We start from the raw sequence: 13,715 nt of genomic DNA, 5'->3' as shown, positions 1-13,715 counted from the left end.
TCCCTTTTTGCCCGTCGTTTTTAACCCTTGCGAGGTTGCTCCGGCCGGGAGGCGCCGTCTCGACCCCGCCGCCCACGGCGAACTCAACATTCAACTTCGCTCGGCTCCAACCGTCGTCGAATGCGCCTCGACGACTACATCGAGAGCCTCGAACCCGACGAGGAGGCCGAGCGACGCCGGCTCGCGAAGGAGAAGTCCTACGCGATCACGGACCACCTCGAGGAGTTCGAGCGCAACTTCGAGCGGGCGCTGTCGGGCGACAGCCTCGTCGGGTCGACGGCGCCCTCGATCTTCGTCGGGCGGTCGAACTACCCCGACATCCCGATCGGGGTGCTCTCGCCGGTCGGCGACGAGGACGCGGCCGAGTCCTACGTCACCGACGGGGAATGGTACCGACAGGGGTACGGGATCGACGACGTTCTCCAGCGCCGCACCGGCTTGCTGAACTCGAACAAGCGAGCCAACGTCGACTCCCCGAGCATCGCGAGTCGTCTGACGCCGTCGGTTCACGACAGCTGGGACGGATTCGTCGGCGTCCAGCGGGAGGTCGCCATCGCGGACCGACCCGTCGACCTCGAAATCGGGCTGGACGACAAACCCGATCTCGGCCTCGATCCGGGCACTGACGTCGCCACCCCGCGGGGACCCCGCGCGAACGCCCGGAACGCCGAGCTCCGGGAGAACCCCCACGTTCCGCGGCCGGTGAAGAAGACCCTCGAGGACGACGACTGGCAGGCACAGGGCGCGATGACCTACCTCTACCGGCGCGGGTTCGACGTCTACGAGATCAACTCGATCCTCTCGGCGGGCGCCCTGGGGGAACGCGACCAGCGCCGGCTCGTCCCCACGCGGTGGTCGATCACGGCCGTCGACGACACTGTCGGGCAGTTCCTGCGAGGACGCATCCGCAACGAGCCCAGCATCGACGAGGTCCAGGTCCGGGTCAACGAGTACATGGGCAACCGCTACTGGATCGTCCTGGCGCCCGGAAGCTGGGAGTTCGAGCTCGTCGAGATGAAGGCGCCGGGCAGCATCTGGAACCCCAACCCCGACGACGAGATCTGGCTCCAGAGCGCAAGCGAGGGGTACGAGGGCCGGACCAGCTACGTCGAGGAGACCGCGGGCGCCTACTACGCCGCCCGCCTGGGCGTCTTGGAGCACCTCGAGTCGATCGGCCGCCAGGCGAAGTGTCTGGTCCTCCGGGAAGTCAGCGACGACTACTGGGCACCGGTCGGCGTCTGGCAGGTCCGCGAGAGCGTCCGCAACGCCTTCGACGGCGTCCCTGGGAAGGCAAGCGGGTTAGCCCCCGAGAGCAGGGAGACGCTCGCCGGCGAGTACGGCGAGGCCGAGACGTTCCACGGTGCGATCGCCTCGATCGCGCCACAGCTGCCAATATCGTTCGAGCGCCTGCGGCGCAAGTCGGAGCTGGCGGCCGGCGTCCAGTCGAGTCTAGGGGCGTTCTCCGGCGGGTCGTCTGACCCGCGAAACTAAATCCGTCGGGCCCGTTCGGGGACCCATGTGGATCGCGCTCGTCAGTACGGAGCTGCTGTCGGTTCTGGCAATGGTAACCCTGCTGTTCGGCGTCCCCGCCTTTGTCGTGGTTGTGCTTGCGGTCCTCTCGGGATACATCCGCTACGACGCCAAGCAACGGCTAGCGGAACTCGAGGACGAGCAGCCTTCGGTCCCCGCCGACGAGGACCGGTAACCAGTCTTCCACCTTCGGCTTGCTTTTCGTGGCCATTGAAGCTGCTACAACGCCGACGGCTCCGACTGACGTCAATCGTCGGCGGTCCCGGGATCGGTGTTCGGACGCTCCGTGGCTGACGACTCCAGGTGGAGATCGTCCGTCGTGAGCGCGGTCTCGTTGAAGACGTTCAGGCCGGCCTTGAACACCGCGAGCAACACCGGGCCGAGGAACAGTCCCATGATCCCCAGCAGGTAGATCCCGCCGATGACGCCGATCAGGACGACCGCGGGGTGGAGTCCGGTTCGCCGGTCGACGAAGATCGCCCGCAGGTAGTTGTCGACGACTGAGAGGACGGCGATCCCGTACAGCAACAGCGCGATCGCCGGGAGCGGTCCGGCGGTCATCAGGAGGTAGGCAACCGCAGGCCCCCAGACGAGCCAGACGCCGATCGCCGGCAGGAAGGAGACGACGACCATAACGATCGTCCAGAAGGCGACGTTGGGGACGCCCAGCAGGTAGAACCCGAGTCCGCCGAGCAGCCCCTCGACGACGGCGACGAAGACGTGGCTCTTGATCACCGCCCAGGTGACGACGTCGACCTCGGTGAACAGCTCGTCGCGCACCTCGTTCTCGAGTGGCGACACCTCCGCCAGCCAGCCGACGAACGTCCGACCGTCGGCGAGCAGGTAGTACAGCAGAAAGACGAGCACCAGCATCCCTAACCCCATTCGGACGCTCGCGTCGAGCAACCCGACCAGCTCCCCCAGCGCGACGTCGACGGCGCCGTCGAACAGTCCGTTCACTTCGGTGAGCAGCTGTGCGCGCATCGTCGCGACAAGTTCGGGATCGATTCCGAGTTCGACCGCCCACTCGCTCGCCGTCTCGATGGCTGCAGCCTCGTCGAACCGATTCAGGAAGGTAAACACCGTCTGGACGGTGACGATCGAGAGATAGAGAAGCGGAATGACCGCGGCGACGATGGCGACGCCGGTGAGGACGAGCGCCGACGGCCGGGAGCCGATCCGTCGCTCGAGGCGCTCGTGGGCCGGGAAGAGCACGAACGCGAGCAACGCGGCGGCGAGCACGTACTGCAACAGCGGCGCGAGGATAAGCGTCGTGACCGCCGCGAGGGACAGAAGGAGGAGGGCGAAGAACGTGGTTCTGACGTCCATACGTCAACATAGTTCTGAATGTATGTAAACCTTGACATTCAAATAAACTAACGTAACGTCCGACACACGTCGGCCGACCGTCGGACCCGCGGTTGCGTCGAACGGATCGGTCGTCCCGGTGTCGAGACGGACCGGCGGAAGAGTGTGTCGAAACCGCCCGTCGGTGACCGTCTCAGTGGCTCGTCTCGGCGTCGACGGAGTCGAACTTCGCGAACGCCTCCTCGGTGAGTTCACCCGTCTCGTCGACAATGTCTGCCCACTCCTCGCTGTCCGGAGCCAGTCCGAGCAGCCGGGCCATCTTCATGATCGAGAGGTGGTACACACGCTGACGGCCCGGCTCCTCCTCCCAGACGATCATGTTACACGGGAAGAACCCGCCGATCCGCAGCGTCTCGTCCAACGCCCGGTCGGCGATCTCGGGGTTGCAGGCGCCCAGCACGTAGTAGGGATCGCGGTCGGCGTCGACCTTCTCGTTGAGCAGTTCGGACGGAGAGAACTCCGCGGGGATGCCGAAGCCGACCTCCTCGCAGACCTCGCGGACGTGTTCGATCGCCTCCTCGTGTTCCATCTCGAGGACGGCCTGTTTCTCGCCGACGTCCTCGGGATCGATCTCGGCCGGGTCGATTGGGAGACTCATATCCGGATCGTCGGTCGGGAGCCACTAAAGCCCCACCGTCGCGGCTGCCACGGCTCTCAGATCGGGATCGGGAGCCACTCGAGGTACTCCAGGAACCCGGTAGGATCGAACAGCGGGTCGTGCAGGACTAGCCAGTCCAGCAGAACGAGCCCGGCGCCGTGGGCGATCACCGAGGGGAGGATCGAGTTGGACTTGTAGTCGACCGCGCCGAACAGCACGTCGGTCGGTCCCGACAGCAGGAACTCCAGGGGCGGTTTCGACATGTGGTGGATCATGTAGACGACGGGGCTGATCAGAACGGCCTTGAACCCGATCTCCCGGACGCCGACACAGAGCAGCCCGCGGTAGTAGGTCTCAGCGGCCAAAGCGAGCGCGAACAGCTGGATCGCGTGGGGGATGAACTCGCCGGGTGCGGCCGAGGTCTCCCACATCGGGTAGAACGCCCGGATCGTCGGAAGCGTCGAGCCGACCAGATAGAACGGGAGGACGAAAAGCGAGAGCAGGACGGCGTTGCGGACGGCGGTTCGGTTGACGTTCCAGCCGATGTGGTTGCCGTGGGTCAGCCCCAACACGAGCGGGCCGCCGATCAGCAGTACCGAGTCGACGACGACGCGACGCTCGAGCTCGCCGGGGACCAGCTGCATCCACAGGACCGTGAGGACGGCTCCCGTAAGGAGCGACTTCTGGAACCAGCTGAGTCCGTCCAGCGGGCCGGGGAGCCAGTCGACCCCGCGTTGCTCTTCCTCGGCCGACACGGCTGATTACTCGTCGGCGGTCGGAACCGGCCCCGTGCCGACGACGTCCCGGACGTGGCGCTCGAACTCCTGGTGGCGCTGGAAGTAGGTCTCGTCGATCTCCTCGAGCACCGCCGAGAGCTCCCGCGGGCCGTCGGGCGTCCGGATGACGCTGTCGCCCTCGAGGCGGTCGATCTCGCTTTTCTCCTTTGGCCAGAAGAGCCGCGAGCTGATGCGGGCCAGTGGAGCCCCCTCGACGGGGGTTCGCTCGCCGAGCTCGACTGCGGGCGCGTCCTCCTCGTCGTCGTCGCTCATGAGAGAGCGTTTTCGAGCCCGGCGATTCAACCTTTCGCTTCCGGGAACCTCTAATACCTGACCTGTGTCTGACGTTATTGTTTTGTAGTTGTAATTCAAATATATGTGCATGACGAGTCTGACGGAGGTGTACCAGGGCGACGCACGGTCGGGGCCGAGCCGACGGCGGCTGTACGTCGGGACGGGCCTCGTCGCGTCCGGCGCCGTCCTCGCAGTGCTGGGGGTCGTGCTGGCGACGACCGAACTGTTCGACGGGATCGTCGCCTCGGCGACTGGCTGGGAGATGGCGGCCCACTACGCGACCGTCCGGCTCGCCGGGATCGTGGCCGGAGTCGGGGTTCCGGCCGCCCTCGTCGGTCTCTTTCTCGTCTTGCCCGCGAGCCGTCGGCTCCGCGCAGCCGGCGCGGTCGGCGCCGGGCTCTGCCTGCTCGGGGTCGCGCTCTTCTGGGTCGCCTACCCCTACCACTGGCGCGGGGTCGGCGCGGATCTGACCCTCGAGGTCGCCGCGGTCTACCTCCTCGGTCTGTTCGCCGCGATCTGGTGTCTGTTCGTCGGCGTCGTCAACTTCAAGACCCGCAACGACCCCGGCGGCACCCTCGAGATGCACGTCACGCGACAGAACCGGACGATCGTCGAGCGAGACGACGAGGGACCCGCCGGGGGACTCGGCGGGATCGGCGTCCTCGGCGCCGAACCCGACGGCGAGATCGAACCCGAACCGAGCGCCCGCCGAGACGGTGGCCCCGCCGGGACGGCCGAGCCCGCCCCGGACCGCGAGGACGCCGAGCTGCTCGAAACCGAATCCGAGCCGACGCTACCGAGGGATCGCTACTGCGGAAACTGCGAGCAGTTCGCGTACGCTCGCGAGCGCGGATCGGACGAGCTGATTCCGTACTGCACCCGCCACGAGGAGGCGATGACCGGGATGGACGCCTGCGAGGACTGGACGCCGAACCGCCGGTAGCCGCTCAGAACCAGAGCCCGAGCTCCGCGACGTCGATCCCTCGACGCGGGAGCTCGTACAGCAGGAGGACCGCGACCGCGAGCTCGAACCCGGTCACGAGCACCGTCACGAGATCGGCCCGCCCGCTGCTGACCGGGACCCCCGTCGGCAGATCGAACTCCCTGCTCGAGAGCGGGTAAAACAGCGCGATGCCGCGCCTGCTGCCCGTGACGTCGAGGACGTAGTGGGTCAGGACGCCGATCCAGACGTAGTGGAGGTTGCCGAAGACGAACGGGAAGGCGACGAACAGCCCGAGCACGGGGAGGTTGTGTAGCGTCTTGCGGTGGCGACCGAAGGCGGTGTCGACGTCGGGAAAGAGCGCCCCCAGCGTCACCGGAACCGTGATAGCGACGACGGACTCGAGCGTCCCCAGATCCGCCGTCGGCTCGAGCAGGATGCCGAGCCCGACGCTCAACAGGACGGCGTTGAGGACGTGCCCCCGTTTGTTCATACGCCGGAGTCGACGGGGGAGCCTCGAATAGTTTTCTCTCGCGGACGGTCAGCGACGGTGAGGAATCGTCCCGGTTCGTCGCGCCTCGGCGCCGCGCGATCGCTACCCCCGAACGTCCTCGACGGCGGCAAGCAGGTCCTCGAGCGCCCGATCGACGGTCTTGGCTCGTACCGTCGCGCGGTCGCCGTCGAACTCGTATCGAGAGACCGTCGCGAACGAGGACTCGCTGCCCCACGGGCCGGCGTAGGCGATTCCGATGTAGACCGTGCCGACGGGGTCGTCCTCGGTACCGCCCGTCGGGCCGGCAACGCCGGTCGTCGCGATCCCCCAGGTCGTATCCGTCGCGTCGCGGACCCCCTGGGCCATCTCGCGGGCGACCGGTTCCGAGACGGCGCCGTACTCGTCCAGGGCCTCGCGGCTGACCCCGAGGTGGCGCCGTTTGGCGTCGTAGGCGTAGGTCGTCAGCCCCGAATCGAAGTAGTCGCTGGCTCCCGGCACCGCTGTGATCGCGGCGCCGATCAGCCCGCCCGTACAGGACTCGGCGACCGCGAGCGTGTCTCCGGTCTCCCGCATCACGTCGGCGACGTCCATCGGCAGTTCGCGGTCGATGTCGTCGTTCATACGCGTGTCCAGGAGCGGGGGCGGTTTGAAGGCCAGGGTTGCATCGGTGCGCCGTCTCCCTCTGGGCCCGCGACGAAAGAACGACGATGGGCGAGCACCCAGTAGCTCGCATGGAGTACGAGACGCCGCTGTTCTTTCGCGTGATGCAGTACGCCGACCGGGCCGACCGGGACGTGATCGACATGGTCAGTGGGAACCCCGACTGGGAGCCACCGGAGGCGCTGCGGGAGGGGCTGGGCGACTACGCCGACTTCGAGCCCGACCGGTTCCAGTATCCGCCCAGCGAGGGCCTCGTCGAGCTTCGCGAGGAGATCGCCGCCCGACGGAACGTTGACGTCGAGCAGGTCGTCGTCACCAACGGCGCGGGAGAGGCGAACTACCTCGCGATGGCGCGGGCGCTCGAGCGCGACCGCGGCGACGAGGTCGTACTGACCGATCCCGTCTACCCCTACTACCCGGGGAAGACGACGATGCTCGGCGGCCGTCAGCGGTTCGTCGCCGCCGACGCCGAGGGCCAGCTCGATCCCGCGGCCGTTCGCGAGGTCGTCGGCGAGGAGACGGCCGCGATCGTCGTCAACTCGCCGAACAACCCGACGGGAGCCGTCTACCCCGAGGAGACGATCCGCGAACTCGTCGCGATCGCCGAGGAGTACGACGCCGTCCTCGTCAGCGACGAGGTGTACGACCACTTCGACCTCTCGGGACGGTTCGCCTCCGCGCTCGGAGTCGACTCCGACCACCGCATCGTCACCAACGCCTTCTCGAAGTCGATGGCGATCACCGGGTTCCGAGTCGGGTACGCGATCTTCCCGCCACACCTCGTCGAGAACGCCAAGAGCCGCCACATGCTGGTCAACGTCGCGGGCAGCCGTCCCGCCCAGTACGCGGTTCTCCGGGGACTCCGGGAGACCGAGCCCGACTACTACGAGCGAAACCGGGAGCTGCTGGCCGAGCGCGTCGAGACGTTCACCGACGCCCTCGAGGACGCGGGCGCCGACTACACCACGCCGCAGGGATCGTTCTACGTGATGGCTCGCTTCGAGGACTACCCGGGGACCCTCGAGAACGTCGAGCGACTGATCGACGAGGCCGGCGTGGCCGGGATGCCCGGCGAGGCGTTCGGCGACTCGCGAGCCGACTGGCTTCGCTTCGCGCTGGTCACGCCCCGCGTCTCGGCGGCCGCGGAGCGGCTCGCGGCGTACTTCGATCGATAGCCAGCTCTCTCACCTCAATCACCTATTCTACACATCCCAAAAGTTCCGCAGTTCGAAGCGATCGGCTACTCGGGAGACGCGTGAGCCATCGACAACGCGGCTGACTACCGCAAGGTTCCGCTCCAGGAACAGTCGGGACAGACGTACAGCCCCGCGCCGTTGACGGTTTCTGCAGCACAGTCCGGACAGGCCGTCGAACCGGCGGCGCCGACGGCTGCGGTCGGGTCCTCGGGTCGAAGCACGCCGCGTGCGTTCGCCACCGGAAGCGCCAGTCCGGGCTCGCCCCCGTCGTACGGGAACGTGCGGTCGTCGGTCGTCGGTTCGTCGGTTCGGGGTTCGGTGAGTTGTGCGGTCATGAGTGAAGGGTTCGAAGCGCCACCACCGCTTCGGTGTGGGCGTATCGTCGACGGCATCGTAATTAAATCTACCTCCGGATATGAATATATGGATAAGGAGACTCCCTATGCCTTAAATTCGAGCTGTAGTACTAGTATCATGCGTGGCTCGGCGACGTCGGATCGTCCCTCTCCGAGACCGACGAATACTCGTGTGCCCGCCGGAAACCGGACCGCATGAGCGGAATCGACGTCGAGCCCGTCGACGAGGCCGAGACGGACGAAGGGGGTACCGACGACGGGGACCACACGATCGAAGTGACGCCAACGGAGTCGGTGGCCGAGGAGCGCGAGACGATCAGCGTCGAGCCGTCCGACGAGGACGTCGACGGCCCCGACTACGTCCTCTACGGCGGGAAGGGCGGAGTCGGAAAAACGACGATGGCGGCCGCGACCGCGCTGGACAGCGCCCGCGCGGGGGTCTCGACGCTGGTCGTCTCGACGGATCCGGCCCACTCGCTTTCCGATACGTTCGAGACCGACGTCCCCTCGGAGCCGGGCCGGATCCGCGAGGACGTCCCGCTGTACGCCGCCGAGATCGATCCCGAGGCGGCCGTCGACGACGCCGGCTTCGCCGCCCAGGCGCAGGCACAGGGCGAGGGCGCCGGAATGTTCGGCGGGCTCGAGGGAATGTTCGGCGAGGACTCCCCGATGGAGTCGCTGCTGGGCGGGCCGATGCCGGGCTCCGACGAGGCCGCGGCGATGCAGTTGCTGCTCGAGTATCTGGACGACGAGCGGTTCGAGCGGGTCGTCGTCGATACGGCACCGACGGGCCACACGCTGCGCCTGCTCCAGCTGCCCGAGCTCATGGACACAATGATGGGCCGTCTCATGACGTTCCGCCAGCGGATCGGCGGGATGCTCGACGGGATGAAGGGGATGTTCGGCGGCGAGGAGATGCCCGACCAGGAGCCCGACCTGCAGAACCTAGAGGAGCTGCGCGAGCGTATCGAGCAACTCCGGGCCGCCCTACGGGACCCCGCCCGAACCGACTTCCGGATCGTACTGGTCCCCGAGGAGATGAGCGTCCTCGAGTCCAAACGACTGCGCGAACAGCTCGGGGAGTTCGGGATTCCCGTCGGAACCGTCGTCGTCAACCGCGTCATGGAGCCGCTGTCGGACGTCACCGACGACGTCGAGGGTGAGTTCTTACAGCCCGACCTCGAGAGCTGCGAGTTCTGCCAGCGCCGCTGGGACGTCCAGCAGTCGGCGCTCGCGGAGGCCCAGGAGCTGTTCCGGGGGACCGACGTTCGCCGGGTGCCGCTGTTCGCCGACGAGGTCCAGGGCGAGGGGATGCTCGAGGTCGTCGCGGCCTGCCTGCGGTAGCTACCGCTCTTCCCCTTCGGCCGCGGGAACGGTCGTCACTGGCCGATCGCTGTCGAGGATCACGCCCTGGGCGACGCTGCCGAACAGCACCTTCCCGACGGGCGAGCGCTTCTGGATCCCGATGACGATCGCGTCGCTGTCCCGTTCGCTTGCAGCCGTGAGAATCGTCTCGGCGGGATCGCCGACCGATTCGTGGACCTCGTAGTCGACTCCGCTCTCCTCGAGCAGTTCGGTCGCGGTATCGACGGCGCTTGGCAGGTTCGCCCGCTCGCGCAGGTTCTCGTCCATCTGCTCGGCGTACTCCTCGGAGAACCCGCCCGCGGCCCACTCGGCGTCGGGACCCGACACCCCCTCGTGGACGTGGAGGACGTCGACCGTAATCTCGTCGCTGGCACTGGGCAACTCGAGGACGGCCGCGGCCTGGGCGCGACCGCGGGCCTCGCTGTCGTCGACGGGGAGCAAAACGCGGTACATGAGCGGGAGTTCGTCCTCGGAGGCCATAGTGGTTCGTTCTTCGGATCGATCAGTCGGCCAGCGCGGGGTCGTCGATCGGGGGTTCGCTGCGAACCGCGACGACAAGCAGCCCCGCGGCGAGGACGCAGCCGGCGCCGAGCAGTCCCCACGAGGCGCGGTAGCCGACGACGTCGGCGAGGTAGCCGAAGGCCGGTGGGGCGACGATCGAGCCGGCGACCAGCGAGAGCTGCCCGCCCGCGGTCGCGCCGCCCATCTCCTCGCTGCCGACAAGCGTCGACATACAGGAGTAGTAGACGCCCGTGTTCCCGAGGACGAAAAAGCCGAGCGCCGCGAACGCGACCGTGGCCCCGATCGGGCTCGAGGTCGCGGCGACGACCGCGAACAGGGCGGCGCTGGCGAGCGCCTGGACGATCAGGATCGACCCGATCCGGACCTGTGGATCGCCGGGCAGCGCGTCGCTTAGCCAGCCCGTCGCGAGCCGGCCCCCGCTGCCGAACAGCTGGACGACCGCGAGGACGACCCCGCCGAAGGCAACCGAGGCGCCGATCTCCTCCTGGACGAACAGGACGGTGTAACCGGTCGTCGTGAACAGCGCGGCGCCGAGAAAGAAGCCAGCCGCGACCAGCCAGCGGTACGGACGGTTCTTCGACAGCGACCGGAAATCGGGGTACTCGGCGGTGCCGCCGCCGCCGGAGCCGTCGTACAGCACCGCAAAGAGTGCGGCGACGACGATGGCGGCGACGGCGGCGACGAGGAATCCGGCCTGCCAGAAGAGGACACCGGCGAGCCCGGTCACCAGCAGGGCGCTGATCCCGCTGCCGGCGGTGACCCCGACCTGCTTGATCCCGACCGCGAGGTTCTGGCGACCCGCGGCGACGTTGTCATAGACGGCCTTGTTCGTCCCTGGGATCGCGCTCGCGTACGCCGAGCCCAGGAAGAAGGCGGCAGCGAGCAGCGTCGCGACCGACGGCGCACCCGCGACGAACGTCGCGCCGGCGGCGAGTCCGACGAGGCCGACCAGGAGCGAGCGGTACTCGCCGAACCGATCGATCAGCGCCCCGACCGGGAGCAGGAAAACGGCGTAACCCAGCGTCAGGGCGGTAACGACGAACCCGACCTGGAACCGGGAGAGCCCGAACTCCGCGCGGAAAAACGGCGTCGCCGCGAAGACGGTGTAGTAACAGATACTCGCGGCGACCTGCCAGAGCGCGATCAGCGAGACCGTCCGCCAGTAGGATCGATCCATCGCTCGCGCCTTTCCGACGGGGCCGCTTTACCGTGACGGAACCGGCTGCCGGCGCGGGGTTTCACTCCGATCCGTTCCACTCGCCGCCGACCCGATCGACGCCCATCATCGCCTCGCCCTCGTGTTCGGTGAACACGACCTTCATGTTCGGGTCGGGGATCCCCAGCGCCTCGCCGGCGTACTCCATCGTCGCCAGCGCGAACGCCCGCTTGCGCTCGAACGGCCGTCCGCGACGGATCTCGGCGTCGAGAAAGAGCAACGGCCCCTCGACCTCGCGTCCGAGGTGCATCGCCGAGGACGCTCGTTCGCGGATCGTCACCGCGACGTGGCCCGTGGTCGTTGCCATCTCTTCAGCGTACAGCGCCGTCACTCGATCGGCCAGCGCCGTCCGCTCGTCGGCCGACAGCGATCGAGTCGTGTCGAACTGTAACAGCGGCATGGCCCGAATTGTGCGGGCGACGGGATGTGCGTTCCGCTCACTGGGAACTCCTCTCGCGGGAACGTCGAACGTCGTTGACATCCTCTCGCGAGGGAATCTTGGCGTTTTTTAATCCCCGGTTCGGAACGTCGAGCAGATGGTATCGAACGCTTTCGACAGGTGTGAGCTGGCTATACAGCGGCTCTGGGCGTATCTCTGGTTCCTGAACGAACGAACGAAGGCCTACCTCAGACTCGACGGACACGCGATCGCCGCGGATCTGGACGGCGTCTCGGACGAGGAGCGCCGCGTCGCGAAACGGGCGTTGTCCGACGGCGGACGCGATCCGAACGGCGATTCCGAAGCTACCGGTTTCGGGGGTGGGGACGACGGCGGTTCCGACGACGATCGGTCGCCGTTCGACGTCGGCGGGGAGTACGAGCTCCGACAGAAGATCGGCTTCGTCCTCGGGCCGATCCTGTTCGCGATGATCTTCCTCTCGCCGACGCCCGAGGGGCTCACGCCCGAGGGGCAGGCCGTCGCCGCCGCAACCGCGTGGATCGCGGTCTGGTGGATGTCCGAGGCGATTCCGATTCCGGCGACGTCGCTGCTCCCGATCGTCCTCTTCCCGCTGACCGGAGCCGTGCCGGCCGCCGACACGACCCCCTCCTACGCCGACCCCCTGATCTTCCTCTTTATGGGTGGGTTCTTCCTCGCGATGGCGATGCAACGGTGGGGGCTGCACCGGCGCATCGCCCTGCGGACGATCAAGGCCGTCGGCACCGCTCCCTCGCGGCTCATCCTCGGGTTCATGCTCTCGACGGCGTTTCTCTCGATGTGGGTGTCGAACAGCGCGACGGTGATGATGATGGTTCCGATCGCGCTGGCCGTCATCTATCAGACCGCGGACCTGGTCGACGAGACCGAGCTCGAGATTGACACGAGCGAGGGGAACTTCTCCTTCGGCGTCGCTTTGATGCTGTGTATCGCCTACGGCGCCTCGGTCGGCGGCGTCGCGACGCTGATCGGCACTCCGCCGAACATCCTCTTTGCGGGCCAGGCGGGCGAGCTGTTCGGAACGACGATCGGCTTTGCGGAGTGGATGCTGTACGGCGTCCCGATCTCGATCGTCGGGCTCGCGACGGTCTACGTCTACGTGACGCGGGTCGCGATTTCCCCGCAGTTCGACGAGTTGCCGATCGGCGCCGACACGATCGACCGCGAGCTCGAGCGACTCGGATCGATGAGCAGCCAGGAGCGGCTGGTGCTGGTCGTCTTCGTCGGGATGGCGCTGTCCTGGATCACCGCCAGCCTGCTCGAACCGCTGGTCGGGATCGTGCCGCCGGACGACGTTGACACTATCGTCGCGATCGGCGGTGCGCTCGTTCTCTTCACCCTGCCGACGAAGACCGAGGACGGCGACCACACGTTCCTGCTCGACTGGACCAACGGCGTCGACATTCCGTGGGGCGTTATTCTCCTGTTCGGCGGGGGGCTCGCGATCGCCTCCGGGTTCGGCGACACCGGGCTCGCGGCCTGGATCGGCGAACAGCTCGCCGCCCTCGAGGGCGTCTCGATGGTCTTCATCCTGCTGGCCGTGGTCTCGATGACGGTCTTCCTGACGGAAGTGACCTCGAACACGGCGACCACGGCGATGCTCATGCCGATCCTGGCCGGCGTCGCGGTCGGCATCGGCGTCCACCCCTACGGGCTGATGATCGCCGGTGCGACCGCGGCCTCGTTCGCGTTCATGCTTCCCGTTGCGACGCCGCCAAACGCCATCGTCTTCGGCAGCGGCTACATCTCCCTGCCACAGATGGCCCGCGTCGGCGTCGGGCTCAACGTCATCGGAATCATCCTGATCACGGCCGTCGCGCTGCTGTGGCTCCCGATAGCCTGGGGGATCGACATCGGAACGCTGCCGGCCGACTTCGCCGAGGCGTTCAGCGGATAGTCCGCGCACGTTCTTTTCCGTCGGCGTGCGATCGGCACAGACGACCTCGAGCCGCGGGTCGACCGACA

The 13,715-nt window shown here is 67.4% G+C and carries 16 protein-coding genes; 6 read left to right on the top strand and 10 right to left on the bottom strand.

Going from position 1 to position 13,715, the window contains the following annotated elements:
• The first annotated feature begins 120 nt into the window (after nucleotides 1-120).
• Entirely contained in the window at nucleotides 121-1,491 is a 1,371-nt protein-coding gene (locus NATOC_RS12365; protein ID WP_015321784.1) for an Nre family DNA repair protein, read from the top strand.
• A 25-nt stretch (nucleotides 1,492-1,516) separates the two neighbouring features.
• Complete coding sequence (locus NATOC_RS12360) at nucleotides 1,517-1,705, top strand: hypothetical protein (RefSeq protein WP_015321783.1); 189 nt, start codon at nucleotides 1,517-1,519, stop codon at nucleotides 1,703-1,705.
• 71 nt (nucleotides 1,706-1,776) lie between these two features.
• Here NATOC_RS12360 and NATOC_RS12355 read toward each other — a convergent pair whose 3' ends face one another.
• The 4 genes from NATOC_RS12355 to NATOC_RS12340 form a co-directional block, all read right to left on the bottom strand.
• Nucleotides 1,777-2,859, bottom strand: coding sequence for an AI-2E family transporter (locus NATOC_RS12355; RefSeq protein WP_015321782.1), 1,083 nt, complete (start codon nucleotides 2,857-2,859; stop codon nucleotides 1,777-1,779).
• A gap of 172 nt (nucleotides 2,860-3,031) precedes the next feature.
• Entirely contained in the window at nucleotides 3,032-3,496 is a 465-nt protein-coding gene (locus NATOC_RS12350) for a DUF302 domain-containing protein (protein WP_015321781.1), read from the bottom strand.
• A gap of 56 nt (nucleotides 3,497-3,552) precedes the next feature.
• The gene (locus tag NATOC_RS12345) at nucleotides 3,553-4,251 is read right to left on the bottom strand and encodes a CPBP family glutamic-type intramembrane protease (RefSeq protein WP_015321780.1); all 699 of its coding nucleotides are present in this window, start codon (nucleotides 4,249-4,251) and stop codon (nucleotides 3,553-3,555) included.
• A 6-nt stretch (nucleotides 4,252-4,257) separates the two neighbouring features.
• The gene (locus NATOC_RS12340; protein WP_015321779.1) at nucleotides 4,258-4,545 is read right to left on the bottom strand and encodes a DUF5789 family protein; all 288 of its coding nucleotides are present in this window, start codon (nucleotides 4,543-4,545) and stop codon (nucleotides 4,258-4,260) included.
• 109 nt (nucleotides 4,546-4,654) lie between these two features.
• Between NATOC_RS12340 and NATOC_RS12335 the strand changes: the two genes are divergently transcribed.
• Complete coding sequence (locus NATOC_RS12335; protein ID WP_015321778.1) at nucleotides 4,655-5,509, top strand: DUF7139 domain-containing protein; 855 nt, start codon at nucleotides 4,655-4,657, stop codon at nucleotides 5,507-5,509.
• 4 nt (nucleotides 5,510-5,513) lie between these two features.
• Here NATOC_RS12335 and NATOC_RS12330 read toward each other — a convergent pair whose 3' ends face one another.
• Together NATOC_RS12330 and NATOC_RS12325 are read right to left on the bottom strand one after the other, a co-directional pair.
• Complete coding sequence (locus tag NATOC_RS12330; RefSeq protein WP_015321777.1) at nucleotides 5,514-5,999, bottom strand: metal-dependent hydrolase; 486 nt, start codon at nucleotides 5,997-5,999, stop codon at nucleotides 5,514-5,516.
• Between the two features lie 102 nt (nucleotides 6,000-6,101).
• On the bottom strand, nucleotides 6,102-6,620 hold the full coding sequence (locus NATOC_RS12325; protein ID WP_015321776.1) for a CinA family protein: 519 nt from the start codon (nucleotides 6,618-6,620) through the stop codon (nucleotides 6,102-6,104).
• 110 nt (nucleotides 6,621-6,730) lie between these two features.
• Between NATOC_RS12325 and NATOC_RS12320 the strand changes: the two genes are divergently transcribed.
• Nucleotides 6,731-7,834 (top strand): pyridoxal phosphate-dependent aminotransferase, encoded by a 1,104-nt coding sequence (locus NATOC_RS12320; RefSeq protein WP_015321775.1) that lies wholly within the window; start codon nucleotides 6,731-6,733, stop codon nucleotides 7,832-7,834.
• 104 nt (nucleotides 7,835-7,938) lie between these two features.
• Here the strand turns inward: NATOC_RS12320 and NATOC_RS12315 are convergent, their stop codons facing one another.
• Nucleotides 7,939-8,190, bottom strand: a complete 252-nt coding sequence (locus NATOC_RS12315) for a hypothetical protein (RefSeq protein ID WP_015321774.1) — start codon at nucleotides 8,188-8,190, stop codon at nucleotides 7,939-7,941.
• A gap of 216 nt (nucleotides 8,191-8,406) precedes the next feature.
• Here NATOC_RS12315 and NATOC_RS12310 point away from each other — a divergent pair, with 216 nt between their 5' ends.
• Nucleotides 8,407-9,555: an ArsA family ATPase gene (locus tag NATOC_RS12310; protein ID WP_015321773.1), complete on the top strand. Its 1,149-nt coding sequence runs from the start codon at nucleotides 8,407-8,409 to the stop codon at nucleotides 9,553-9,555.
• On the opposite strand, the gene NATOC_RS12305 is transcribed toward NATOC_RS12310, so the two are convergent.
• The 3 genes from NATOC_RS12305 to NATOC_RS12295 all read right to left on the bottom strand — a co-directional run bounded on the left by NATOC_RS12305 (nucleotide 9,556) and on the right by NATOC_RS12295 (nucleotide 11,714).
• Nucleotides 9,556-10,029 carry a universal stress protein gene (locus NATOC_RS12305; RefSeq protein ID WP_049888925.1) on the bottom strand — a complete coding sequence of 158 codons (474 nt, stop codon included), beginning with the start codon at nucleotides 10,027-10,029 and terminating at the stop codon, nucleotides 9,556-9,558. It lies immediately after the preceding gene.
• Nucleotides 10,030-10,078: 49 nt separating this feature from the next.
• Nucleotides 10,079-11,275, bottom strand: coding sequence for an MFS transporter (locus NATOC_RS12300; protein WP_015321771.1), 1,197 nt, complete (start codon nucleotides 11,273-11,275; stop codon nucleotides 10,079-10,081).
• 61 nt (nucleotides 11,276-11,336) lie between these two features.
• Nucleotides 11,337-11,714, bottom strand: a complete 378-nt coding sequence (locus NATOC_RS12295; RefSeq protein ID WP_015321770.1) for a Tautomerase enzyme — start codon at nucleotides 11,712-11,714, stop codon at nucleotides 11,337-11,339.
• Nucleotides 11,715-11,850: 136 nt separating this feature from the next.
• On the opposite strand from NATOC_RS12295, the gene NATOC_RS12290 reads away from it, so the two are divergent.
• The gene (locus tag NATOC_RS12290; protein ID WP_015321769.1) at nucleotides 11,851-13,647 is read left to right on the top strand and encodes an SLC13 family permease; all 1,797 of its coding nucleotides are present in this window, start codon (nucleotides 11,851-11,853) and stop codon (nucleotides 13,645-13,647) included.
• The last annotated feature ends 68 nt before the right edge of the window (nucleotides 13,648-13,715 follow it).

Source organism: Natronococcus occultus SP4 (assembly GCF_000328685.1).
In the GTDB taxonomy this organism is placed as follows: domain Archaea; phylum Halobacteriota; class Halobacteria; order Halobacteriales; family Natrialbaceae; genus Natronococcus; species Natronococcus occultus.
The sequence above is the reverse complement of the archived record's forward strand: the minus strand, read 5'-3'. Positions and strand labels throughout refer to the sequence as shown.

Coding starts and splice junctions, on each gene's coding strand:
- NATOC_RS12295 (WP_015321770.1), bottom strand. CDS start 11,714: ATGCCGCTGTTACAGTTCGACACGACTCGATCGCTGTCGGCCGACGAG.
- NATOC_RS12340 (WP_015321779.1), bottom strand. CDS start 4,545: ATGAGCGACGACGACGAGGAGGACGCGCCCGCAGTCGAGCTCGGCGAG.
- NATOC_RS12325 (WP_015321776.1), bottom strand. CDS start 6,620: ATGAACGACGACATCGACCGCGAACTGCCGATGGACGTCGCCGACGTG.
- NATOC_RS12355 (WP_015321782.1), bottom strand. CDS start 2,859: ATGGACGTCAGAACCACGTTCTTCGCCCTCCTCCTTCTGTCCCTCGCG.
- NATOC_RS12360 (WP_015321783.1), top strand. CDS start 1,517: ATGTGGATCGCGCTCGTCAGTACGGAGCTGCTGTCGGTTCTGGCAATG.
- NATOC_RS12300 (WP_015321771.1), bottom strand. CDS start 11,275: ATGGATCGATCCTACTGGCGGACGGTCTCGCTGATCGCGCTCTGGCAG.
- NATOC_RS12310 (WP_015321773.1), top strand. CDS start 8,407: ATGAGCGGAATCGACGTCGAGCCCGTCGACGAGGCCGAGACGGACGAA.
- NATOC_RS12305 (WP_049888925.1), bottom strand. CDS start 10,029: ATGTACCGCGTTTTGCTCCCCGTCGACGACAGCGAGGCCCGCGGTCGC.
- NATOC_RS12335 (WP_015321778.1), top strand. CDS start 4,655: ATGACGAGTCTGACGGAGGTGTACCAGGGCGACGCACGGTCGGGGCCG.
- NATOC_RS12330 (WP_015321777.1), bottom strand. CDS start 5,999: ATGAACAAACGGGGGCACGTCCTCAACGCCGTCCTGTTGAGCGTCGGG.
- NATOC_RS12290 (WP_015321769.1), top strand. CDS start 11,851: ATGGTATCGAACGCTTTCGACAGGTGTGAGCTGGCTATACAGCGGCTC.
- NATOC_RS12315 (WP_015321774.1), bottom strand. CDS start 8,190: ATGACCGCACAACTCACCGAACCCCGAACCGACGAACCGACGACCGAC.
- NATOC_RS12350 (WP_015321781.1), bottom strand. CDS start 3,496: ATGAGTCTCCCAATCGACCCGGCCGAGATCGATCCCGAGGACGTCGGC.
- NATOC_RS12365 (WP_015321784.1), top strand. CDS start 121: ATGCGCCTCGACGACTACATCGAGAGCCTCGAACCCGACGAGGAGGCC.
- NATOC_RS12320 (WP_015321775.1), top strand. CDS start 6,731: ATGGAGTACGAGACGCCGCTGTTCTTTCGCGTGATGCAGTACGCCGAC.